Below are 23050 nucleotides of genomic sequence, written 5' to 3'. Positions count from 1 at the left end.
GAATCATGGCCCGGATGAAATTCCTCTGCGACGCCGACCGCTGCATCGAGTGCAACGCCTGCGTCACCGCCTGCAAGAACGAGAACGAGGTGCCCTGGGGCATCAACCGGCGGCGCGTCGTCACGATCAATGACGGCAAGCCCGGCGAGCGCTCGATCTCGATGGCCTGCATGCACTGCACGGACGCGCCCTGCATGGCCGTCTGCCCGGTGGACTGCTTCTACAACACCGCCGACGGCGTGGTCCTGCACAACAAGGATCTCTGCATCGGCTGCGGCTACTGCTTCTACGCTTGCCCGTTCGGCGCGCCGCAATACCCGAAGATCGGCAACTTCGGGACCCGCGGCAAGATGGACAAGTGCACCTATTGCTCGGGCGGCCCGGAGGTCGACCTCTCGCCGGCCGAGTTCCAGAAATACGGCTCGAACCGTCTGGCCGAGGGCAAGCTGCCGCTCTGCGCCGAGATGTGCTCGACCAAGTCCCTGCTCGCCGGCGACGGCGAGATCATCGCCCAGATCTACAAGGAGCGGGTGGTGAAGCGCGGCTACGGCTCGGGCGCCTGGGGCTGGCAGACCGCCTACAAGGAAACCATCGCGATCTAGGAAGCCGTTTGGAAGCTCAGTCCTCATCCTGAGGAGCCGCGCAGCGGCGTCTCGAAGGATGCTCCAGAGATCGCTGGATCATCCTTCGAGACGCCATTTTGAGACAAGATGGCTCCTCAGGATGAGGGCTGAGAAGAAGGATCATCGAAATGCGTCGCGGCGCTCAACTCCTTGCCTTGGTCGCGGTTCTGCTGCTGACCTTCGCTGCTGTCACTGTCGGCCCGGTCCTGGCCCAGCAGATCAATCCGACCGCCGATTCCGTCCGGGAGCAGCAGTTCCTCGAGGCGTTGAAGGGCAATCCCTCGGCCGAGTTGCAGGGCCGCATCACGATTCCCGACCAGAGGGCCGCGACGCTGGAGCGGCCCGCCGGCCGCGACTGGCGCGCCTTCCATCAGGGCACGATGCTGCGCATCGCCGCCATCGCGGTTCTCGGCACGCTGGTCGCGCTGGTGGCGTTCTATCTGATTCGCGGTCGCATCCGCACGGCCAGCGGCCCTGCCGGACGCACCATCACCCGTTTCAACGCCTTCGAGCGCTTCATGCACTGGCTGACGGCGGCCTGCTTCATCGTGCTGGCGCTGTCGGGGCTGAACGTCACCTTCGGCAAGCTCCTGCTCCTGCCGCTGATCGGCCCGCAGGCCTTCACCAACATCTCGGTGGTGGCGAAGTGGGCTCATAATTTCCTGGCCTGGCCTTTCATGCTCGGCGTCGTGCTGATGTTCCTGGTCTGGATCAAGGACAACATCCCGACCATGATCGATCTGCGCTGGTTCGCGGCTGGTGGCGGCATCGTCGGCAGCGGGCATCCGCCGGCGCGGCGCTTCAACGGCGGCCAGAAGATCGTGTTCTGGGGCGTCGTCCTGGGCGGCGCGGCGCTGTCGGTCTCCGGCTTCTACCTGATCTTCCCGCAATGGGCCGGCGGCGTCCTGAACCTGCAGTTCTGGAACGTCGTGCACGGCATTGTCTCGGTGCTCATGGTCGCCCTGATGCTCGGCCACATCTATATCGGCACGATCGGCATGGAAGGCGCCTTCGACGCGATGGGCTCCGGCGAGGTCGACCTCAACTGGGCCAGGGCGCATCACTCGCTCTGGGTCGAGGAGGAGCTTCGCAAGGGGCATGTCGGCGACGGGCCGAGACTTCAGCCGGCCGAATGAAGCCAGCTTGACCCGGCGGGGCAACCTGACCGAAGACATCCGGGCGCTCAGGCGCCCGGTTTTGTTTTCGTGGCCGGTCTTGTTTCTGGACGAAGGTTTTCGATGCGCGTGATCGGTCTGGCGGGGTGGAGCGGCGCGGGCAAGACCACCGTGTTGACCCGCCTCATTCCCGAACTGTCGGCGCGCGGCGTCTCGGTCTCGACGCTGAAGCATGCCCATCACGCCTTCGATCTCGACACGCCGGGCAAGGATTCCTACGCCCATCGCGAGGCCGGCGCGCGCGAGGTGCTGATCTCGTCTGAACGCCGCTGGGCGCTGATGCGCGAATTGCGCGGCGAGCCCGAGGCCACGCTGCCGGACCTGCTCGCCCGCCTGTCGCCGGTGGATCTCGTCATCGTCGAGGGTTTCAAGCGCCAGCCGCACGTCAAGATCGAGATCCATCGCTCAGGCAACGGCAAGCCGCCGCTGCATCCAGGTGACCCGACGATCGTCGCCGTTGCGAGCGACACCGCCTTTCCCGATGCGGGGCGCCCGGTGATCGATATCAACGATATCGCGGCCATTGCCGATATCATGCTGGTGCGGGCGCAGCCGCTCGCGCCGATGCTGGCGCGTGCCGGCCAGCGGGAGTGATCGGGCGATGGCGCAACTGAGCCGGGATGTCGAAGCCTTCGGTGGCGCGTTGATGACGCTGGAACAGGCGGGGGAGCGCGTCTTGGCGCTGGTCGGCCCGGTCGCCGGCACGGAGGTCGTCGCGCTGGCGCAGGCCGATGGCCGCGTCCTGGCGGATGACATCGCGGCTCCGCTCGACCTGCCGCCCTTCGCCAATTCCGCGGTCGATGGCTATGCCGTGCGCTTCGCCGACCTCGCCACCGCAGGCTCGACACGGCTGCCGGTTGCAGGCCGCGTCGCGGCCGGTGCCGATGCCGTCGGCGTGACGACGCTAGGCGTCGCGGTGCGCGTCTTCACCGGGGCGCCGATGCCGCCCGGCGCCGACACCGTCTTCATGCAGGAGGATGTCGCGCTGGAGGCGGGCGTCGCGATCCTGCCGCCCGGCCTCGTGCAGGGCGCGAATGCCCGCCCGGCCGGGGAGGACATCGCGCGCGGCGCGGTCGCGGCGGCGGCCGGCCAGCGCCTGCGTCCGCAGGATCTCGCCTTGCTCTCGGCTCTCGGCCTGACCGGGGTCGCGGTGCGGCGCCGGCCACGGGTCGCGGTGTTTTCGACGGGCGACGAGCTGACGGAGCCGGGCCAGCCGCTGGCGCCCGCCGCGATCTACGACGCCAACCGCGCCTTGCTGCGCGCCATGGTTGCTCGGGCGGGGGCTGAGGTGATCGACCTCGGCATCCTGCGCGACGAGCGCGACAGCCTGGCGCGGCGTCTCGCCGAGGCGGCGAACGCCTGCGATCTCGTCCTGACCTCGGGAGGCGTCTCGACCGGCGAGGAGGACCACGTCAAGGCGGCGGTCGAGCAGGTCGGCGAACTGGCCTTCTGGCGCATCGGCATCAAGCCCGGCCGGCCCGTGGCGCTGGGCCGCGTCGGTTCGACGCCCTTCATCGGCCTGCCGGGCAATCCGGTCGCGGTCTTCGTGACCTTCGCTTTCGTGGCGCGGGCGATGATCGCGCGGCTGGCGGGCACGCAGCAGGCCCCGCCCGTCGCCCTGCCGGTGCGGCTCGGTTTTGCCTATCGCAAGAAGGAGGGGCGGCGCGAATATGTCCGCGTCTCTCTGGAATCCGCAGCCGACGGTGTCATGGTCGCCCGCAAGCATCCGCAGGACGGCGCCGGGGTCCTGACCTCGCTGACCCGCACCGACGGCCTCGTCGAACTGGCCGAAGACATGACGGCGATCGCGGAGGGCACGGTCGTGCCCTTCCTGGCCTATGGGCTTCTGGTCGGCTGAGACGGCAGCGTCTCGCTCAGTCGCGCCGGAACACCACGCTGGCGAGCCAGCCCAGCAGCAGCGCCATGATCACCGTGACGAGCCCGTAGAGCAGGGGCATCTCGTGAGCCCCCGAGGCAAGGCGCTGCTCCATGCCGCTCTTCACCACCTCGAAATTCGTGGTCTGGCGGGCCAGAGGCACGCCGCCGGCATAGAGCACGATGTCGATCTCGTAGGAGCCGGTGGGCGCCGTCGCGGGCACGTCGATCGGCGCGCTGAACAGGGTGTTCGAGAGAAAGGTGACGCCGCGCTCCTCGGTCGAGTAGAGCCCCTTGTCGGACAGGATGCGGATCAACCCCTCCTGGAACCGTGCCGTCGTCACGTCGAGATCGAGCCCGGCATCCTTCAACTGCTTCGCGTTTTCGAGCCCGATGCGTTCGCGTCGCGCCGTTTCCGCGCTCATGATCTCGTTCAGCGGCCGGTTGCTTGCCACCGTCATGAAGATCGAGCTGTCGGGGAAACGCCGCTGCGTGCGGTTGATCCAGATCGGGCCCAGCCTTTCCTTCTCGCGCACCAGCAGCATGCGGCGGGGCCCGCGGACGGTGACGACGATGTCGTAGGGGTCGCCTCGGGCGACGGTGCGCCCGTCGCGCTCGACCACGCCGAACACGGTGAGCTGGCTGCCGGTGTAGTTCGAGGTGATCTGGATCTGGTGGCTCGACATCGCAGCGATCAGCGACTCGGCTCGCGCGGGAAGGGCCGCGCAGGCGAGGAGCGCCAGCGTCGCGGCGATCCGTGCGAGCCGGCTCATCGCGTGCCCTCCGTCAGCACGACCGAGAAGGGTTCGCCGGGCGGAATGAACAGCTCGATCGCGAAGCGCAGGCCGACGGAGAGGATCAGCAGGGCCAGCAGCAGCCGGAAGGATTCGACATTGAGATTGCGCGCCGCGCGTCCGCCGAACTGCGCGCCGATCACGCCGCCGAGCAGCAGCAGCACCGCCAGCACGAGATCGACCGACTGGTTGGTCAGGGCGTGCAGGATGGTGGCGCCCGTCATCGTCATCAGAATCTGGAACAGCGACGTGCCGACGACGACGGCGGTCGGGATCCGGAAGAAATAGATCAGCGCGGGCACCAGGATGAAGCCGCCGCCGACGCCGAGCACCGCCCCGATGAAGCCGATCACGACGGCGAGCGAGGCAATCGGAATGATGCTGCAATAGAGCTGCGAGTGCGGGAAGCGCATCCGCCAGGGCAGGCCCATCCACCAGGGATGCGTGCCGGCCCGGCGCCTCAGCCGCGCCGGCTTGCCGGCCCTGACGCGCATCAGCGCCCGCACGGCATCATAGAGCATCAGCCCGCCGATGATGGTGAACAGCGTCACGTAGGACAGGGTGATGACGAGCTCGAGCTGGCCGAGGCGGCGCATCGAGTTGAAGAACAGCACGCCGAGCACCGTGCCGAGAATGCCGCCCGCGACGAGGATGCCGCCGAGCTTGAAGTCGAGCGCCCGCCGTCGCCAATAGGTCAGAACGCCGGTGGTCGAGGAGCCTGCGACCTGCGCAGCGACGGTGGCGACGGCCACAGCCGGGGGAATGTCGAGGAAGATCAGGAGCGGCGTCAGCAGGAAGCCGCCGCCGACGCCGAACAGGCCCGAGATGAAACCGACCGCGCCGCTGAGGCCCAGCACCGTGAGGATGCTGATCGGCAGTTCAGCGATCGGTAGGTAGATCTGCACCTCTGCTCCTCATGCGCGGCGGGGCCGAACGACGGGCTGGCGCCGGCTCGTCCGACTATGCACCGATCCGGTTAAGGCAAGATGCTGGCGGAGATGCCATGGCGACCCCGCCGACGAGCGGCAGGCCATTCGTCCTGATGGCCTGCCAACGCGTCGAAACCATGACGATCCGGCCTGTCGCGAGGCTGGTGGCGAGTCAGCTCCGCGCCGGCTTGACCGGCTTCTTCGTTGCGGCGGCGGTCGGCGTCTCGTCCCAGCCCTTGGCGGGGGGCGTGACCTCGTTGGCGGCGGCATCGAGGGACTTCGGCTTCCAGCCGGCGGCTTCAGCCTTGGCGGCGGCGAGATCGGTGGCGCCGAGCCGCTGGGCGACCTCGTCGCGCTTCTTGCCGGCGTCGTCGTCGCCCTGGCTCGCGGCCACCGAGAACCACAGATAGGACTGCGCCAGATCGGCAGGCGCGCCGAGCCCGCGCCCGAGCAGGACCGCGAGGTTGTACTGGCTGTCGCGCACGCCGAACTCGGCGGCGCGGCGGAACCAGTCGGTCGCGGTGGCATAGTCCGGCTTGCCGGAGACGCCCTCCGCATGCAGCACCGCGAGGTTGTGCATCGCCTTGGCGTTGCCGCGCTCGGCGGCGCGCATGTACCAGACCCGCGCCAGCGAAAGGTCGCGGGCGGTGCCGAGGCCCTTTTCGAACATGTTGCCGAGGCGGAACTGCGCCGGGGCGAGCCCGGCGACCGCGGCGCGTTCGAACAGGCGCAGCGCCAGCTTGGGGTCGCGCGAGGCGGCCGGGCCGTCGGCGGCGCGGCTCGCCAGTTCGTAGACCGCCCGTGCATTGCCATCGAGCGCCGCCTTGCGCAGGCCGGGGCTGCCGAGCCCGGCGGGAAGCTCGCCGATGCCAGTCACGGCCTCGACGGGCTCGCCGAGGGACGGCGCAGCGGCCGGGGCCGGAGAGGCCGAAGGCTGTGTGGTCGAGCCGGTGATTTCCGCAGCCAGCGGAGGCGCAGCGGCCAGCATCGGCTGCGCCGGGCTGGCCGGTGCGGGCTGAAGCGCCGAGCTCTGGTCTTTGGCCGGTGCCTTGGCCGGCGTTTCAACCGGAGCTTCTTCTTTCGGGACGATCGGGCTCTGCACGGCCTCGCCGACGGCTGCCGTGCGGGGGCCCTTCAGCGCGTTGGTGACGAGATGCGCCGTTCCCAGAGCGAGCACGAGGGCGGCCAGGCCGAGCAGGAGAGGACGCTTGCGCTTCTCCATGATCTCCTTGAGCCGGCCGCCGCTCTTTGCGGGCTCCGGGGCGCCGGCCGCGGGCGCGGAGGCGGCCTCCGTCGCGGCCTTGGCGGAGCGCCTGGCAGCCGCGATCAGGTTCTGCCGGATCGATTGCGTGTCATGTCCGCCAGCAAGAACGGCATCGGCGCGCGGCCGGCCGGAGCCGGGCTCCAGCGGCAGGTCCAGCGCGGCCGTCAGCGGCGCGCTTCCGGCAGTGGCGGTCACGGCTGCCGGAGTGGCGGGCGCCTCGGTCCGGGCCGGGGCCGTGACCTCGGGGGCTCCGATCCGGTCCTCCATCGCCAGGCCCATGGCGGCGGGCATGACGGGCGGCCTGGCCGCCATGCGCTCGGCCGCGGCCACCCGCGGCGGCATCGGCGTGCGGGCGGGAGCGGGGGGCGCCGCGGCCTGCCGGTCGGCGACGAGTTCGGCCTCGAGGCTGGAGAGCCGCGAGATGATGGTCTCGAGCGTCTGGTGCACGGCGCCGATGGCGTCCTGCGTCTCGCGTCCGCTCGAGACATGGCTCTGGTGCAGGCCCGAAACCAGCGTGCTGAGTTCGGCGATGCCGCTCGCGGGCTGTGCCGCCTGGTCGAGATGGTCTGACATGGCGGCGCGGGCGGCGCGTTCGGCAGCCTCGGTCGTCTCCTCGCGCAGCGAGCGCAGGTGGACGACGAGGTCCTGCAGCGTCCGCTCCATGCCGGTCTCGGCAGAGCGGGTCGCGGCTGCGGAGTCGAGCCGCTGGGCGAGGCCGGAAATCTGCTGTTCGAGCGCATCGAAGGCGCTCGTTTCCGCGCCCGGCCGGCCGGCCTCGTCGATCTTCTCGGCGAGGTTGCGCAGCATCTCTTCGACCGGCCCGAGGTCTACATGCGCGACCTGCACGGCCGGGCTTTCATTGACCAGCTGGGCGAGGTTGCTGGAGGCCGCGAGGTTCTCGATGCGCCCGGCCAGCGCCTCGATCTGCCGCGTCACGGCGGCCGGCCCCTTTTCGGCCAGCGCCTCGATGCGCTCCTGCAGCGCGTCGATCCGGTCCTCGATCGCGCGGCCTGGCCGCAGCTCGATCTTGCTCGCCAGGCTTTCGATCTGGAGCGACAGCGAGGCCAGGGGTTCGAGATCCTGAAGCCGCGCCGAGCCGCGATCGGTGAGGATGGCGTTGCGAATCTCGTCGATCGCCAGCGTCAGAGTGTGCAGTTCGTGGCTGTCGGGCCGGTTGCCGCGCAGCCCGTCGATCTCGAAGGAAAGCCCCGAAATCTGCTGCGAAAGCTCTCCGAGCCGCGCCTCACCGCTGCTCGAGGCGAGCATGTCGCGCATATCCGCGATCTCGCGCAGCACCGGCGCGAGCATCGTATGGTCGCCGCCACGCGCCGCCAGCGCATCGACCTTGGCCGCCAGATGCGCGATCTCCAGTTCGAAGCGCTGGTAGCTTTCGCCGGAGCGGTCCTGCGACAGGCGCGATACCTCCGATTCGATCCGCGCCAGCGGCTTCAGGACCGGCTCCAGCCGGTCGCGCGTGTCGAGACGGTCGAGGCGGGAGGCGAGATCGGCGAGCATCGCCTCGATCTGGCTAGGTTGGGGCTCGCGCTCGACCGGCATGGACCGCGCCGGCGCCGCCGGGCGCTCGCTGCGGGGAGCGGCAGGCGCGATGCGGGCGGAGAGTTCGCGCAGATCGTCGCGCAGCGCCGAGATGCGGCTCTCGGCCATGGCCGGCCGGTGCGTGGCGGCTGGCGCCTCGTCGTCGTCGAGCATGCGCTGGCGGCTGCGGATATCCGTCACGGCGGCTGCGAGACCGTCGCGGCTGAAGGCGAGACGCGGCGCCTGCTCCGGTCGCGACGACGCACGCGGCGCCTCGCTCGACTTGCGCTCGATGTCGGTCAGGCGTTCGCCCATCGTCTTGATCGCCTCGGCGATGACGTTGGTTGCGCGCTCCTGGCGTTCTGCGGCGGCGCGTTCGCCGGTGCTCATCCGGTTCTCGGCCTTCTCGATCCAGCGCGCGATCGAATCGAGTGCGCCGACCGTCTTGGCGCTGGATTCGCGGGTGAGCTTCTCGATGCTGGCGGCCTGCGCCAGAACGGCGTCGATCTCGCCGCGCGAGGGCAGGGGCGCGTTCCGGGGCGCGCTGACGGCCTGCTGCGGCGCGGTGTCCATCTGGCCCTGAGAGAGACGGGCGAGGCGTTCGGACAGAGCCGCGATGTCGAGCTGCTCGGGCGGCGTCGATGGGGCCGGGGCCTCGTCGTTCAGCTTGTGGTCGAGCCATTCGCCGAGCGTCATCCCGGCGCGGCGGGCCGCGGCTTTCGCGGCGTCGCGGGTGCGGGGATCGACGCCCTTCACGCTCCAGGGCAAGCTAGTGGCCATGATGACGCTCGCCTACGGGGCTTGTCCTTGATCGGAAGGCGCAGGCCCCTGAACGCCGCGGCCTTCCTTGCGGGCTTGGCGACGCCTGAAGATAACGTTGCCGTCACGACGATGCCGATCCGCAAGCCCGACTTTTTGGCTGGCGTGGTAAACAGCCGGTTAAAATTCGGCGGCCATCCGTTAATTTTCTGCGAACGCGCCGCCCGGCGAATCGAGCCGGAGACACGCGTAACCGTAACTTACCTGACGGAAGCGGCACATTACCTGACGTTAGGTGATGCGCTGGGCTATTTGCCAGCCATCGATCGCCGCCTCGTCGCCGACAGGCGTGCTGATATCTGTTTTCAAGGAATGAACCCCAATGCCGCGCCAAAGCCTCGCTATGGCGGCCGCTTCGAATCATGAAGATCGTTCTTCGAGGTCGGAGCCCGCCGAGACCAAATCCACGCCCGCCGAATCGGACATGACCGGCCGCTTCACCATCAGTGATCTCGCCCGCGATTTCGGCGTGACGTTGCGCACCCTGCGCTTCTACGAATCGCGCGGTCTGATCGCACCGGCCCGCTCCGGTATGACGCGGATCTATTCGGGTCGCGACCGGGCTCGCCTGGCTCTGATTCTCAAGGGCAAGCAGCTCGGCTTCACGCTGGTCGAGATTCGCGCCATGCTCGCCAATGAGGAGAAGAAGAGCGGCGAGTCCGGCTCGGCCTCTGTCGGCGGCCTCCAGCTCAGCCATGAGCAGGTTCTCGAGCAGCTCGAACTGCTGCGCGCCCAGCGTGCCGAGATCGACGAAGCCATCGCCGAGCTCGAAGCTTCCTCGGCGCGCTTCGCCAAGGCCTGACGCGCCGCCGGCCCGATAGGCCGGTGCGTCCGGCCACGGTCGCGCACCCGCATTCGTCTTGACGCCTCGGCCTCCCGGCCGGGGCGTTTTTCGTGCGGTCTGCTTCGGGCGTGCGCGCTCTCTGAGGGCCGCCGCGCGAAACGCCCGATCCTCCTTTGCCAAACCCAGAAAGATAGTTTATATATGAACCATCAAGCGCCGCTCGGGATTGCGGAAATGGTTTTGCGACGAGAGGGAGGAACGCCATGCCGGTCTACAAGGCACCCGTCGAGGACACGCTGTTCCTGCTGAACGACGTCTTCGGTATCGAGCGCTACAACAACCTGCCGGGCTTCACTGAGGCGACGCCCGATGTGGTCGAGGCCGTGCTGGGCGAAGGTGCGAAGCTCTGCGAGGGGGTGCTTCAGCCGCTCAACCAGTCCGGCGACCAGGAGGGGTGCACCCGCAACGCCGATGGCAGCGTCACCACGCCAAAGGGCTTCAAGGCCGCGCACAAGGCCTATGCCGAGGGCGGCTGGATCGGCCTGGCGATGGACCCCGAATATGGCGGGCAGGGCCTGCCCTATACGCTGGGCGCGGTGATGAACGAGTTCGCCTCCTCGGCGAATATGGCGTTCGCGATGTATCCGGGCCTGACCATGGGCGCGATCGCGGCGCTGAACGTCCATGGTTCGGACGAGCAGAAGCGCACCTACCTGCCGAAGATGATCGAGGGCACCTGGTCGGGCACGATGAACCTGACCGAGCCGCATTGCGGCACCGATCTCGGCCTGATCAAAACGAAAGCCCTGCCGCAGGGCGACGGCTCCTACGCCATCACCGGCACCAAGATCTTCATCTCGGCGGGCGAGCAGGACATCACCGAGAACATCATCCATCTCGTGCTCGCCCGCATCGAGGGAGCCCCGGCCGGCGTCAAGGGCATCTCGCTCTTCGTTGTGCCGCGCCATGAGGTCGCCGCGGACGGTTCGGTCGGTGCGCGCAACGGCGTGACCTGCGGCTCGATCGAGCACAAGATGGGCATCCACGGCAACGCCACCTGCGTCATGAACTATGATGGCGCGAAAGGCTGGCTCATCGGCGCCGAGAACAAGGGCCTCAACGCCATGTTCGTGATGATGAACGAGGCCAGGCTCGGCGTCGCGATCCAGGGCCTGGCCCAGTCCGAGGTCGCTTACCAGAACGCCGTCGTCTATGCGAAGGACCGCCTCCAGGGCCGCGCGCTGACGGGCGCGAAGGACCCGGCCAAGCCGGCCGACCCGATCATCGTCCATCCCGATGTCCGCCGCACGCTGATGTCGATCAAGGCCTTCAACGAGGCGGCGCGCGCCTTCGTGCTCTGGAACGCGCTGAAGTCCGATATCGCCCACCGCTCGGACGATGCCGCCGAGCGTCAGGCCGCCGACGATCAGCTCGGCCTGATGACGCCGGTGCTCAAGGGCATGCTGACCGATGTCGGCTTCGACAATGCGGTCAAGGCCCAGCAGATGTTCGGCGGCCACGGCTACATCGCCGAAACCGGCGTCGAGCAGTTCGTTCGCGATGCCCGCATCGCCATGATCTATGAGGGCGCCAACGGCGTTCAAGCGATGGACCTCGTCGGCCGCAAGCTCGGCCGCGACGGCGGCCGCGCCATCATGGCTTTCTTCAACGAGGTTGGTGGCTTCCTCAAGGAGAATGCCGAGGACGAGGCGATGAAGCCCTTGCTGGCCCCGCTGATGGCCTCGCTCGGCCATCTCCAGCATGCGACGATGTGGTTCATGAACAACGCGCTGGCCAAGCCCGACAATGCCGGCGCCGGCGCGACCGACTATATGCACCTGCTCGGCCTCGTTTCGCTCGGCTATATGTGGGCGAAGATTGCTCGGGTCGCGCAGGACAAGCTCGCGGCCGGCGCCGATGGCGCGGCCGAGCGCATGAACGCCAAGCTGGTCACGGCACGGTTTTTCATGGAGCGCTCGCTGCCGGAAACGGGCGCGCATCTGGCGCGGATCACCAGCGGCGCGGATTCGACGATGGCGCTGAGCGCCGAACAGTTCTGACGCGCAGGCGGCGCGTCATGGTCGGGCTTGACCCGACCATCTCTTGCAGACCCAGCATCTCTTGCAGAACCCGCTGGATGACGAGATGGTCGGGTCAAGCCCGACCATGACGTCCGGCACCAGAATAAGCCGCCACGCAGCGGCCGGCCCGGGAGGCTCACTCATGGCAGACGCATTCATCTACGACCATGTCCGCACGCCGCGCGGCAAGGGCAAGGCCGACGGCTCCCTGCACGAGGTCACGGCGATCGAGCTCGGCACGCAGGCCCTGCGCGCGATCAAGGATCGCAACAGGCTCGACACCAGGCTGGTCGAGGATGTCGTCTTCGGCTGCGTCGATCCGGTCGGCGAAGCGGGCGGCGATATTGCGCGCACCGTCGCGCTCAAGGCCGGCTATGGCAAGGAGGTGCCGGGCATCCAGATCAATCGCTTCTGCGCCTCCGGGCTCGATGCGGTGAACCTCGCTGCGGCCCAGGTCATGTCGGGCCAGAAGGATATGGCGATCGGCGGCGGCGTCGAGAGCATGTCGCGCGTCGGCATGGGCGCCTCGGGCTTCGGCATCGCGGTCGACCCCTCCGTCGCCATCGACACCTGGTTCATGCCGCAGGGCATTTCGGCCGATCTGATCGCGACCAAATACGGCTTCTCCCGCGACGACGTCGACGCCTATGCCGTGCGCTCGCACAAGCGTGCCGCCGCCGCCTGGGAGGCGGGCCGCTTCAGGAATTCGGTGATCCCGGTCACCGACGTCAACGGCCTGATCATCCTCGACCGTGACGAGACGATCCGCCCCGCCACCGACATGCAGACGCTGGCCAGCCTGAAGGCCTCCTTCGTCCAGATGGGCGAGATGGGTGGTTTTGACGCGGTCGCGACCGCGGCCCATCCCGATGTCGAATACGTCAACCACGTCCACCATGCCGGCAATTCCTCGGGCATCGTCGACGGAGCCGCCGCTGTGCTCGTCGGCTCTAAGAAGGGTGGCAAGGCGGCCGGCCTGAAACCCCGCGCCCGCATCCGCGCCTTCGCCACCATCGGCTCGGACCTCGCGCTGATGCTGACCGGCCCGGTCGACGTCACCGAACTCGTGCTGAGGAAGGCCGGCATGACCACGAAGGACATCGACCTGTTCGAGCTGAACGAGGCCTTTTCCTCGGTGGTGCTGCGCTATCAGCAGGCCTTCGACATCGACGACGCCGTGCTGAACGTGAATGGCGGCGCCATCGCGATGGGCCATCCGCTTGGCGCCACCGGCGCGATGATCCTCGGCACGGTGCTCGACGAGCTGGAGCGCACGAACAAGACCACCGCGCTGGTGACGCTCTGCGTCGCTGCCGGCATGGGCGTCGCAACGATCATCGAACGGGTTTGAGGAGAACGGCCATGAACCTCGTCAATTTCCGCTTCGACATCGACGCTGACGGCATCGCCACCGCGACCTGGGACATGCCCGGCCGCTCGATGAACGTCATCACGCCCGAGCTGATGGGCGAGCTCGACCAGATCATCGACAAGGTCGCCTCGGATGAGGCCATCAAGGGCTGCGTCATCACCTCCGGCAAGGAGGCGTTTTCCGGCGGCGCCGACCTGACCATGCTGCAAGGCCTGCGCGATCTCTACATCCGCCTGGCCGCGGAGAAGGGCGAGCAGGTCGCGATGCAGAGCTTCTTCGACGAGAGCCGCAAGCTGTCGCTGCTCTACCGCAAGCTCGAAACCTGCGGGAAGCCGTTCGCCGCCGCGATCCATGGCGTCTGCCTCGGCGGCGCCTTCGAGCTGGCTCTCGCCTGCCAGTATCGCGTCGTCTCCTACGATGCATCGACCCGCGTCGGCCTGCCCGAGATCAAGGTCGGATTGTTTCCCGGCGCCGGCGGCACCCAGCGCGTCGCACGCCTGATGCAGACCGGCGACGCGCTCCAGATGATGTTCAAGGGCGAGCAGGTGAAGGCGCTCCCGGCGCGCAACACCGGCCTCGTCCATGCCGTCGTGCCGCGCGGAGAGCTCGTCGCCAATGCGAAGGAGTGGCTCAAGGCCAACCCGGCCGCAACCGCGCCCTGGGACCAGAAGGGCTTCAAGCTACCCTCCAACAAGGTCTATTCGCCGGCCGGCATGCAGATCTGGCCGCCCGCCAATGCAATCTATCGCCGTGAGACCAACGACAACTACCCGGCCGCGCGCGCCATCCTGTCGGCCGTCTATGAGGGGCTGCAGCTGCCGATCGATCTCGGCCTGCGCGTCGAGAGCCGCTACTTCGCCAAGATCCTGCGGACGAAGGAGGCGGCGTCGATGATCCGCTCGCTCTTCGTCTCGATGCAGGAGCTGAACAAGGGCGCCCGCCGCCCGGCCGATATCCCGCCCTCGAAGCTGAAGAAGGTCGGCGTCGTCGGCGCCGGCTTCATGGGCGCCGGCATCGCCTATGTCTCGGCGCTGGCCGGGCTCGATGTCGTGCTCGTCGACCGCGACCAGGAGGCTGCCGACAAGGGCAAGGCCTATTCGCACAAGCTGGTTTCCGACCAGATCATGAAGGGCCGCGCCAAGACCGCCGATCGTGATGCGCTGCTTTCCCGCATCACCGCCACCGCCGACTATGCGGCGCTCAAGGGCTGCGATCTCGTCGTCGAGGCCGTCTTCGAGGATCCCAAGGTCAAGGCCGAGGTCATCGCCAAGGTCGAGGCCGTTGTCGGGCCGAAGACCATCTTCGGCTCCAACACCTCGACGCTGCCGATAACCGGCCTCGCTACCACGAGCCAGCGGCCGCAGAACTTCATCGGCATCCATTTCTTCTCGCCGGTCGAGAAGATGCTGCTGGTCGAGGTCATCATGGCGAAGAAGACGGGCAAGAAGGCGCTCGCCATGGCGCTCGATTTCGTCCGCGCGATCAGGAAGACGCCGATCGTCGTCAACGACACGCGCGGCTTCTACGCCAATCGCTGCGTCGGCAACTACATCCGCGAGGGTCACCTCATGCTGATGGAGGGCGTGCCGCCGGCGATGATCGAGCAGGCCGGCAAGCAGGCCGGCATGCCGGTCGGCCCGCTTTCCCTCAATGACGAGGTCGCGGTCGATCTCGCCTTCAAGGTTCTCAAGGCGACCAAGGCGCAGCTCGGGGAGGGCGCGGTCGATCCGGCGCAGGAGAAGCTGCTCTCCGACATGGTCGAGAAGCATGGCCGCCTCGGTCGCAAGAACCGCAAGGGCTTCTACGACTATCCGGAAGCCGGCCCCAAGCGGCTCTGGCCCGGCCTGGCGGATCTGGTCGGCAAGCGACTCGATCCCGAGACGGTCGACATGCAGGAGCTTCAGCATCGGCTGCTGGTGACGCAGGCCTTGGAGGCCGCGCGCACCTATGAGGAAGGCGTCGTCACCGATCCGCGCGAGGCGGACGTCGGCTCGATCATCGGCTTCGGCTTCGCCCCCTATAGCGGCGGCACGCTCTCCTTCATCGACAATATGGGTGCCGCTGCCTTCGTGAAGCTCTGCGAGGCGCTGGCGAAGAAGCATGGCGAACGCTTCAAGCCCAACCGCCAGCTCAAGCGCATGGCCAAGACCGGCGAGAGCTATTACGGCGCAGCGGCCGCGAAGGCCGCGGCCTGAGGTCGGTATGACGGTCCTGCCGATCGTCCGGTTCCCCGATCCGCGCCTGCGCGCGGTCGCGGAGCCGGTCGAGCATTTCGACGCCGATTTGCGCCGTCTCGCCAACAATCTGCTGGAGACGATGCGGGCGGCGCCCGGCGTCGGCATCACCGCGCCGCATGTCGGCGTGATGCTGCGCCTCGTCGTCCTCGAATTGTCACCGGGCGAGGTCCGGAGCTACGTCAATCCGACGCTCCTCTGGTTGTCGCCGGAAACGAGCCGCGCCACCGAAGGCAGCGTCTCGATGCCAGGTGTCACCGAGGAGGTCGAGCGCGCGGCCAGGGTGCGCCTGAGCTATCGGGATCTCGACGGTGCCGAGCATGCCGAGGAGGCCGACGGCTTCCTCGCGGTCTGCCACCAGCACGAGATCGACCAGCTCGACGGCATCTTCTGGCTGCAACGCCTCTCGCGCCTGAAACGCGAGAGGGTGATCTCGCGCTACGGCAAGCTGCAGCGGAGCTAGCGACTCTCATAGCATGCTTGTCCAACATCTGGTACAATGCCGCTTATGAAAGTCGTGACCTATTCCCATTTGCGCGCCAACCTCGCCAAGATCATGGATCAGGCGGCGGACGATCATGACCCGGTCATCGTGACCCGCGCCAACGGCAAGGCGGCGGTTTTGCTCTCGCTGGAAGATTTCGGCTCCTATGAGGAGACGCGCTATCTGAATGCCAGCCCTGCCAACGCGAAGGCGCTCGAAGAGTCGATTGCCGAACTCGATCGGGGGGAAGGTATCAGCTTCGGTTCGCTCGAAGAGCTTGAGGCCTTTGTCGAGAAAGCGGTGTCTGAGCGCCAAGACGCTGCCGAATGAATGTCGTCATATCGCGTCGAGCGATGAACGAGTTGGTCGCTCTGGCCGCTCATGAGCTCAAATCGGCGCTGAAGGCTCTTCAACTTATCGACGAATGCATTCGCACGCCATTCACCGGCCGTGGCAAGCCCGAGCCATTGCGGCACGACAAGGCCGGCTGGTGGTCTCGCCGCATCACCGACGAACACCGTCTGGTTTATCGCGTCATCGAGGATCGGCTCGAAATCGCGCAGTGCCGGTATCATTATTGATCGCGAAAGCCTCGCCTCCGAGAGAAGGCGAGGCTTTCTGGTTCAGTTCGCCACAGCCCGGATCACCCTACGCGTCTTCTCGACGATCTCGCCGATCTGTTCTTCGGTGACGATCAGCGGTGGCGTCAGGGCCAGCGTGTCGCCGGTCAGGCGCACCATCAGCCCCTCATTGTGGAAGGCGTGCTCCATCGCCTCGTAACCGCGCTTGCCGACGCCGTCGGGCCGCGAGGCGAGGTCGATGCCGGCGACGAGGCCGAGCGTGCGGATGTCGAGCACGTTGGGCTCTTCCTTGAGGTCCATGACCGCGTCGGCCCAGATCGGCTCCAGCGTCTTGGCCCGCTCGAACAGGCCTTCGTCCCGGTAGATGTCGAGCGTCGCCAGCGAGGCCGCCGCCGCCAGCGGATGGCCTGAATAAGTGTAGCCGTGGAACAGCTCGATGGCGTTGTCGGGCCCGTTCATGAAGGCGTCGAAGATCGGCTTGCGCACGATCACGCCGCCCATCGGCACGGCGCCCGAGGTCACGCCCTTGGCGAAGGTGATCATGTCGGGGACGACGTCGTAGCGTTCGGCCGCGAAGGCGTGGCCGAGACGGCCGAAGCCGGTGATGACCTCGTCGAAGATCAGCAGGATGCCGTGCTTGGTGCAGATCTCGCGCAGCCGCTTGAGATAGCCCTTGGGCGGCGGCAGCACGCCGGTCGAGCCCGACATCGGCTCGATCATCACGGCGGCGATGGTCGAGGCGTCGTGCAGCGTGACGATACGCTCGAGCTCGTCGGCGAAATGCGCGCCATAGTCCGGCTCGCCCTTGGTGAAGCGCTGCTTCTCGCGGTCATAGGTCGCGGGCATGTGGTCGGAGCCCGCCAGCAGCGAGCCGAAGAACTTCCGGTTCGAGACGATGCCGCCGACCGAGATGCCGCCGAAGCCGACGCCGTGATAGCCGCGCTCGCGCCCGATCAGCCGCGTCTTCGAGCCCTTGCCGAGCACGTTCCAGTAGGCGATCGCGATCTTCAGCGCCGTGTCGGCGGCTTCCGAGCCCGAGCCGGCGAAGAAGACATGGTCGAGATCGCCAGGCGCCAGCGCCGCGACGCGGGCCGCGGCGGCGAAGACCTTGGGGTGGCCGAACTGGAAATTCGGCGCGAAGTCGAGTTCCTCGGCCTGGGCCTGGATCGCCTCGATGATCGGGCGCCGCTTGTGTCCCGCATTGCAGCACCACAGCCCGGCGGTGCCGTCCATGATCGGCTTGCCCTCGGGGGTGTAGTAATACATGCCGTCCGCCCGCGCGATCATCCGCGGGTTTTTCTTGAAGGCCCGGTTCGCCGTGAACGGCATCCAGAAGGCCTCAAGGTCGTTGGGGGTCGCGATCGGGGACGGTGCTGAGGTCATCGGACGATCCTGTGATTAATCTTCCCTCAACCTAACATCGCGATGCGGACTGTAAATCGTCGCGGCGACGCGGCATCCATGCGCGCAACGAGAAGGGCGGGGGCGCTTCTCGGGAAAGGTGACGTAGCGTCGCTTTTGGCGTAGTTTGACAAAGGGGCGCAAACTGAACCGGACCCCCATGGACGAAAGCGGCGCAGCTTTGGAGCCGGCGGACGACGCGTTCCAGGCGTTGATCCGCGCTGGACTCGCGCGCGCTCTGGCGTCGGATGCGTTTCGCGCTGCTCCGCAGCTTTCCGCTTTTCTCGGCTTCATCGTCGAACGCGCCATCGAAGGGCGCAGTTCGGAGCTGAAGGGCTATACGATCGCGGTCGAGGCATTCGGCCGCCCCGCCGATTTCGATCCGCAGACGGACCCGATCGTGCGCGTCGAGGCCGGCCGCCTGCGCCGGACGCTCGCCCAGTACTATGCCGGCGAAGGCGCCGACGATCCGGTACGGATCGCGATGCCGGTCGGTGGCTATGTCCCGGTCTTCGAAAGGACCGGGCAGCAGCCGGCCGCGATGCCGGATCGCGAGGAGGTCACGGTGCCGGCGGCGATCGACGGTTCGGCGTTCGAGCCGCCCGTCGCGCCGGAGCCTCCGCCGGAATCGCCGCCGGAGCGCTGGCTGTCGAAACGCTGGCCGGTTATTGCCGGCGCGGCGCTTGGCATCGCGCTGGTGCCGCTGGGCGCCTGGTATCTCGGCGTGCCCGGCACCGCGCCGGAGCCGGACGTCGCCGCCATCGCGCCGTCCCGCGCGCCTGTGACCGTTGCCCGGCCCGCGTCACCGGCCGTGCCGTCGCAGCCGACGATCGTGGCGGTGACGATTCCGGACCTGAGCGGTGACCCGAAGCTCGCTGCTCTCGCGGGCCGTTTCTCCCGCTTTCTGGTCGACGCCCTGGCGCGGTTCGATGATCTCGTCACGGTCAAGGTGCCGCCGATGGGCGACGCTGCCCCGGCCGATGCCGCCTATGTCTTCGAGATGACGGGCCAGATGGTCGACGGCACGCTGGAAAGCTTCGGGCGCCTCCGTTCGGTCGCGGATGGCCGCATCGTCTGGTCGGCCTCGTCGACACGGCCGATGAGCGTCGACGATGCCGATCTGCCCGATATCGCCCGCCGTCTGGCGATCCGGCTGGCCGAGCCTTTCGGTATCATCCACGCCGATATCCGGCAGAACGTGGCGTCCGGACCGATGCGCTGCATCTACCAGGCCCTCGATGTCCGCCGCACCATGAAGCCCGAGGACCATCTCGCCGCGCGCAAATGCATCCAGGATCTGATCGCACACGATCCCGCCTTCCACCCTGCCTGGACGCAACTGACGTTTCTCACCCTGGCGGAATACACCACCGGCCTGAACCCGCAGGCGGGCTCGCCACTCGAGCGGGCATTGGCGACCGCGCTGATGGCGGTCCGGCTGGCCCCCTCCAGTGCCCGGGCCCAGCAGGCGATGATGGACGCCCTCTTCGCGCGCGGCGCAACCGACGAAGCGATCAGGGCCGGGCGCGAGGCGCTGGTCCGCAACCCGTATGATGCCGACATCATGGCTGGTGTGGGCGCGCGCTACATCCAGTTGAACCGCCCCGCCGAGGGACTTCCCCTCGTGGAGCGGGCGATCGAACTCAGTGCCGGCCGCCCGCCAGCCTATGATTTCTTCGCCCTGCTCGGGGGGCGCCTGCTGGGCGCCGGGCAGCTTTCGCGTGGCCATGGCGAGTTTCTGGGCGCCGATTCCAACCCTTATGCCTTGCTCGGCCGGGCGCTCCAGGCTGCACAGAAGGGCAGCGATACCGACAAGGCGGAAGCGCTTGCCGCCCTGCGCCAGAGTTCCTCGCTCTTCGAGACAGACCCGCGTCTCTGGCTGATGCGCAAGGGCTTCGGCATCGAGGTGATCGAGCGCATCCTCGCCGATCTCGGCATCGCCACGCCCTGAGTCGGCCGGATCGCGCTCCGGCAGCCCTCATCCACGGCTTCCGGGGCGCGGACGGGCATGGAGTACGGGCAAAGCCTCGCTTGCGGGCCGGCGTAAGGGTACTCTCGCCAAAGTGGTGTGATTCGCCGTCCTGTCCCGATCAACCCCTTGCGCGATCGCTGCCTTGGCCCCTGTTCGACCGAATGCCCTGCATCCTCTCGCCAGCGCCGTCACCGGGCTGTCGGCGGGCGCGGTCCTGATGATCCTGCTGCCGACGCCGCTGGGAACCGCGCTCGGGCTGCTTCTGGCCGGCGCGGGCTCGATCGGGTCCTTTTGGCTGTTCGAGCGGCGCGGCCTCGCCCAGCGCGAGCAGGTGCTGGCCGCCGTCGGTGAGGTCAAGGTCAGGCTGGCGACCAATGCGATCCGGCTCGACGCCCTGTCGCAACGCGTCGAGCAGATGCCGATGCGCGAGGCGGATGCCGCCCCGGCGCGCGCCGCCATCAACGAACTGACCGCCGAGGTCGGGCTGCTCGGCGACCTGATCCACCAGGTCGCGACGACGCTCTCCGATCACGACGCCGCGCTGGCGGCGGTGCAGTCGCGGACGGCCCCGGCGCCCGAGGCGGTGCCTGCGGCAGCGCCCATCGTGGTGATCGACCCGGAGGCGGCCCGGCAGGAGCGCCTGCGTGTACTGGCGGCCGAGCGGGCCGAAGCGGCGCGGCAGGCGCAGGAGAAGACGGCGGCGGAGCGTGCCGCCGTCATCAGCGCCGCGCTGTCCGACGGCAAGGTCGAGGTTCATCTGCAGCCGATCGTGCAGTTGCCGCAGCGTCGCACCCGGGGCTACGAGGCGCTGGTGCGCCTGCGGCTCGACGAGAACACGCTGCTGCTGCCGCACGAATTCCTCGCCGTCATCGAGGAGCGCGGCTTCGGGCCGACGCTCGATGCGCTCGTGCTGACGCGCGCGCTCGCCATCGCCCGCCATCTCGGCTCGAAGGAGGGTGATCTCTTCGTCTCCTGCAATTTCAGCACGGCGACCTGGAGTTCCTCGAAGGCGCTGGCGACCCTGTCGCGCATCCTCGACAAATATCGCGACCACACCGGCCATCTCATCATCGAGATGCCGCAGAGCGTCTTCCGCGGCCTCGATCCGACGAGTCTGGGCCTGCTCGGGGCGATGTCGGCCAATGGCGTGCGCTTCGCGCTCGACCAACTCGTCGATCTCAGGCTCGATCCGGTCTCGCTGTTCGATCGCGGCATCCGCTTCGTCAAGGCGCCGGCAGCGCTGCTGCTGGAGCATGCCGATGCGCAGGCCGCCGATATCGCCGCGGGCGATCTTTCGACCTTGCTGGCGCGGGCCTCGGTGGTCCTGATCGCCGAGCAGGTCGAAGATGATCCGACGGTCGCCGACATGATCGATCTCGGCGTCATGATGGGGCAAGGGCTGGTCTTCTCGCCGCCGCGGCCGGTCAAGCCGGACGTCTTCGCCGAACCCGCCCCGGTGGCTGCGGCGCCCGAGCCGCCTCCGCAACCCGCGCCGCAGCCTCAGGCGGCCGAGGTCGTCGGCTATCCTGCGCCTCCGCCCGCGCCGATGCGGGAGGCGCCGCCGGAGCGGCAGTCGTTCCGCTCGGTGCTGCGCCGGGCCAGCGCCTGACGCATCGGTTGGACCGCTTCGGCCCGGTGACGCATCCACCCGGTAACGCCTGCGGCCGGGGCAGGGTGCCATCGCATCGCCGCGCGTGCGGGATCGCGCCCGATGCTGTAGAGCGACGGGCTCCCAGTCAAAGGGCATGCAGCCAGAGGGCGCCCATCCAGAGGGCACCCTCCCAGAGGGAGTGAGACGCCTTGCCGCCATCCGAGATCGCCGCCACCCGCCCCCTGCCGGGCTTTTCCGATATCGCGGATCGTTTCGATCTCTGCCTCTGCGATGTCTGGGGCGTCGTCCATAACGGCGTCGCCGCCTTCCAGGGCGCGGTCGAGGCGTTGGTCGCGATGCGCGAGCGGGGCATCACCGTGGTGCTGGTGACCAATGCGCCGCGCCCCTGCTCTGTCATCGGAGAGCAACTGGCGAGCTTCGACGTGCCGGCCTCGGCCTGGGATGAGATCGTCACCTCGGGGGATGTCTGCCGCGCCCTGATCCGGGAGCGCGCCGGCCGGCCCATGTTCAGGCTCGGGCCCGAGCGCGACCTGCCGCTGGTCGCAGGCCTCGACGCGCCCGAAGTCGCGCCGGAGGCGGCGGAGTACGTGCTCTGCACCGGGCTGCGCGACGACGAGACCGACACGGCCGAGACCTATGCCGGGCTTCTCGACGGCTTTGCGGCCCGCGGCCTCGAGATGATCTGCGCCAATCCCGACCTCGTCGTCGAGCGCGGCGGCCGCATCGTGCCCTGCGCGGGCTCGGTGGCGCTGGCCTATGAGGAACGCGGCGGCAAGGTGGTCTATGCCGGCAAGCCGCACCGGCCGATCTACGAGGCGGCGCTCGCCATCGCCGAGGAGAAGCGTGGTGCCCCGATCGCGCGGGACCGGATCTGCGCCATCGGCGATGCGATCCGTACCGACATCGCCGGCGCCGACGCCTTCGGCGCGACCGGCATCATGGTGCTGGCGGGCATCCATGCCCAGGATCTGATGGAGGCTTCATGGGACCAGCGCCATGGCTGGTTTCGCCGGCAGAGCCATCGCCCGGTCTATGCGCTGCCGCATCTCGTCTGGTGAGAGGCGGCGTCCGTCTCAGACGGGGCAGGCGGCTTCGATCTTGGAGCGCAGCGTCTGGGCGTTGAACGGCTTCACGATGTAGTTGTTCACGCCGGCCTTCTTGGCGGCGATGACGTTCTCGGTCTTCGATTCCGCGGTGACCATGATGAAGGGCGTGCTCGACAGGGCATCCTCCTGGCGCACGCGTTGCAGCAGCTCGAAGCCGGTCATCGGCTCCATGTTCCAGTCGGAGATCACGAGCCCGTACTGCTTGTCGCGCATCTTGGCGATCGCGGCCTGGCCGTCCGAGGCGTCGTCGACATTCTCGAAGCCGAGCTGCTTCAGGAGATTGCGGATGATCCGGACCATCGTCTGGTAGTCATCGACCACCAGGATCGGCATGGACGGGTCGAGAGCCATTACGGTGCTCCAAGCAAATTGGTGAAGGCGTGGGGCGCAGCGCCCGCGCCGCGCCCT

The 23050-nt window shown here is 68.0% G+C and carries 20 protein-coding genes; 15 read left to right on the top strand and 5 right to left on the bottom strand.

All coding sequences use genetic code 11. The features are described from left to right. The first annotated feature begins 5 nt into the window (after nt 1-5). The 4 genes from fdh3B (at nt 6) to C8D03_RS02810 (ending at nt 3656) form a co-directional block, all read left to right on the top strand. Nucleotides 6-602, top strand: coding sequence for a formate dehydrogenase FDH3 subunit beta (fdh3B, locus tag C8D03_RS02825; protein ID WP_108044912.1), 597 nt, complete (start codon nt 6-8; stop codon nt 600-602). Between the two features lie 149 nt (nt 603-751). Continuing rightward, on the top strand, nt 752-1759 hold the full coding sequence (locus C8D03_RS02820; RefSeq protein WP_108044911.1) for a formate dehydrogenase subunit gamma: 1008 nt from the start codon (nt 752-754) through the stop codon (nt 1757-1759). Nucleotides 1760-1861: 102 nt separating this feature from the next. After that, nucleotides 1862-2392: a molybdopterin-guanine dinucleotide biosynthesis protein B gene (gene mobB, locus C8D03_RS02815; RefSeq protein ID WP_108044910.1), complete on the top strand. Its 531-nt coding sequence runs from the start codon at nt 1862-1864 to the stop codon at nt 2390-2392. 7 nt (nt 2393-2399) lie between these two features. Further along, a complete protein-coding gene (locus C8D03_RS02810) occupies nt 2400-3656 on the top strand; it encodes a molybdopterin molybdotransferase MoeA (protein ID WP_108044909.1) in 1257 nt (418 codons plus the stop codon). Nucleotides 3657-3672: 16 nt separating this feature from the next. Here the strand turns inward: C8D03_RS02810 and C8D03_RS02805 are convergent, their stop codons facing one another. The 3 genes from C8D03_RS02805 to C8D03_RS02795 form a co-directional block, all read right to left on the bottom strand. Beyond that, complete coding sequence (locus C8D03_RS02805) at nt 3673-4446, bottom strand: TIGR02186 family protein (protein WP_108044908.1); 774 nt, start codon at nt 4444-4446, stop codon at nt 3673-3675. Then, the gene (locus C8D03_RS02800) at nt 4443-5372 is read right to left on the bottom strand and encodes a sulfite exporter TauE/SafE family protein (protein ID WP_108044907.1); all 930 of its coding nucleotides are present in this window, start codon (nt 5370-5372) and stop codon (nt 4443-4445) included. The genes C8D03_RS02805 and C8D03_RS02800 overlap by 4 nt, the downstream gene beginning before the upstream one ends. A 196-nt stretch (nt 5373-5568) precedes the next feature. Further along, nucleotides 5569-8976 carry a tetratricopeptide repeat protein gene (locus tag C8D03_RS02795; protein ID WP_146170055.1) on the bottom strand — a complete coding sequence of 1136 codons (3408 nt, stop codon included), beginning with the start codon at nt 8974-8976 and terminating at the stop codon, nt 5569-5571. A 27-nt stretch (nt 8977-9003) separates the two neighbouring features. Between C8D03_RS02795 and C8D03_RS25980 the strand changes: the two genes are divergently transcribed. The 8 genes from C8D03_RS25980 (at nt 9004) to C8D03_RS02760 (ending at nt 16551) form a co-directional block, all read left to right on the top strand. Beyond that, on the top strand, nt 9004-9381 hold the full coding sequence (locus C8D03_RS25980) for a hypothetical protein (protein ID WP_146170053.1): 378 nt from the start codon (nt 9004-9006) through the stop codon (nt 9379-9381). 58 nt (nt 9382-9439) lie between these two features. Next, the gene (locus C8D03_RS02790) at nt 9440-9817 is read left to right on the top strand and encodes a MerR family transcriptional regulator (RefSeq protein WP_108051124.1); all 378 of its coding nucleotides are present in this window, start codon (nt 9440-9442) and stop codon (nt 9815-9817) included. Nucleotides 9818-10062: 245 nt separating this feature from the next. Beyond that, the gene (locus C8D03_RS02785; protein WP_108044905.1) at nt 10063-11859 is read left to right on the top strand and encodes an acyl-CoA dehydrogenase C-terminal domain-containing protein; all 1797 of its coding nucleotides are present in this window, start codon (nt 10063-10065) and stop codon (nt 11857-11859) included. Nucleotides 11860-12022: 163 nt separating this feature from the next. Further along, nucleotides 12023-13231, top strand: a complete 1209-nt coding sequence (locus C8D03_RS02780; protein WP_108044904.1) for an acetyl-CoA C-acetyltransferase — start codon at nt 12023-12025, stop codon at nt 13229-13231. A gap of 11 nt (nt 13232-13242) precedes the next feature. Further along, complete coding sequence (locus tag C8D03_RS02775) at nt 13243-15447, top strand: 3-hydroxyacyl-CoA dehydrogenase NAD-binding domain-containing protein (protein ID WP_108044903.1); 2205 nt, start codon at nt 13243-13245, stop codon at nt 15445-15447. Between the two features lie 7 nt (nt 15448-15454). Then, entirely contained in the window at nt 15455-15949 is a 495-nt protein-coding gene (locus C8D03_RS02770; RefSeq protein ID WP_108044902.1) for a peptide deformylase, read from the top strand. A gap of 45 nt (nt 15950-15994) precedes the next feature. Further along, nucleotides 15995-16300, top strand: a complete 306-nt coding sequence (locus C8D03_RS02765; RefSeq protein ID WP_108044901.1) for a type II toxin-antitoxin system Phd/YefM family antitoxin — start codon at nt 15995-15997, stop codon at nt 16298-16300. Between the two features lie 23 nt (nt 16301-16323). After that, a complete protein-coding gene (locus C8D03_RS02760; protein ID WP_282568547.1) occupies nt 16324-16551 on the top strand; it encodes a Txe/YoeB family addiction module toxin in 228 nt (75 codons plus the stop codon). 42 nt (nt 16552-16593) lie between these two features. On the opposite strand, the gene aptA is transcribed toward C8D03_RS02760, so the two are convergent. After that, on the bottom strand, nt 16594-17934 hold the full coding sequence (aptA, locus tag C8D03_RS02755; protein WP_108044899.1) for an omega-aminotransferase AptA: 1341 nt from the start codon (nt 17932-17934) through the stop codon (nt 16594-16596). A 178-nt stretch (nt 17935-18112) separates the two neighbouring features. Here aptA and C8D03_RS02750 point away from each other — a divergent pair, with 178 nt between their 5' ends. From C8D03_RS02750 to C8D03_RS02740, 3 genes are all read left to right on the top strand, one after another. Beyond that, nucleotides 18113-19903: a tetratricopeptide repeat protein gene (locus C8D03_RS02750; RefSeq protein WP_108044898.1), complete on the top strand. Its 1791-nt coding sequence runs from the start codon at nt 18113-18115 to the stop codon at nt 19901-19903. A gap of 163 nt (nt 19904-20066) precedes the next feature. Then, nucleotides 20067-21533: an EAL domain-containing protein gene (locus tag C8D03_RS02745; protein ID WP_108044897.1), complete on the top strand. Its 1467-nt coding sequence runs from the start codon at nt 20067-20069 to the stop codon at nt 21531-21533. A gap of 191 nt (nt 21534-21724) precedes the next feature. Then, nucleotides 21725-22594, top strand: a complete 870-nt coding sequence (locus C8D03_RS02740; protein ID WP_108044896.1) for a TIGR01459 family HAD-type hydrolase — start codon at nt 21725-21727, stop codon at nt 22592-22594. A gap of 15 nt (nt 22595-22609) precedes the next feature. Here the strand turns inward: C8D03_RS02740 and C8D03_RS02735 are convergent, their stop codons facing one another. Then, nucleotides 22610-22993, bottom strand: a complete 384-nt coding sequence (locus C8D03_RS02735) for a response regulator (RefSeq protein ID WP_108044895.1) — start codon at nt 22991-22993, stop codon at nt 22610-22612. Between the last annotated feature and the right edge of the window lie 57 nt (nt 22994-23050).

The sequence above is a fragment of the Bosea sp. 124 genome, assembly GCF_003046175.1.
GTDB lineage: Bacteria > Pseudomonadota > Alphaproteobacteria > Rhizobiales > Beijerinckiaceae > Allobosea.
Note: the sequence above shows the minus strand (reverse complement) of the source record. Positions and strands in the feature narration are given on the sequence as shown.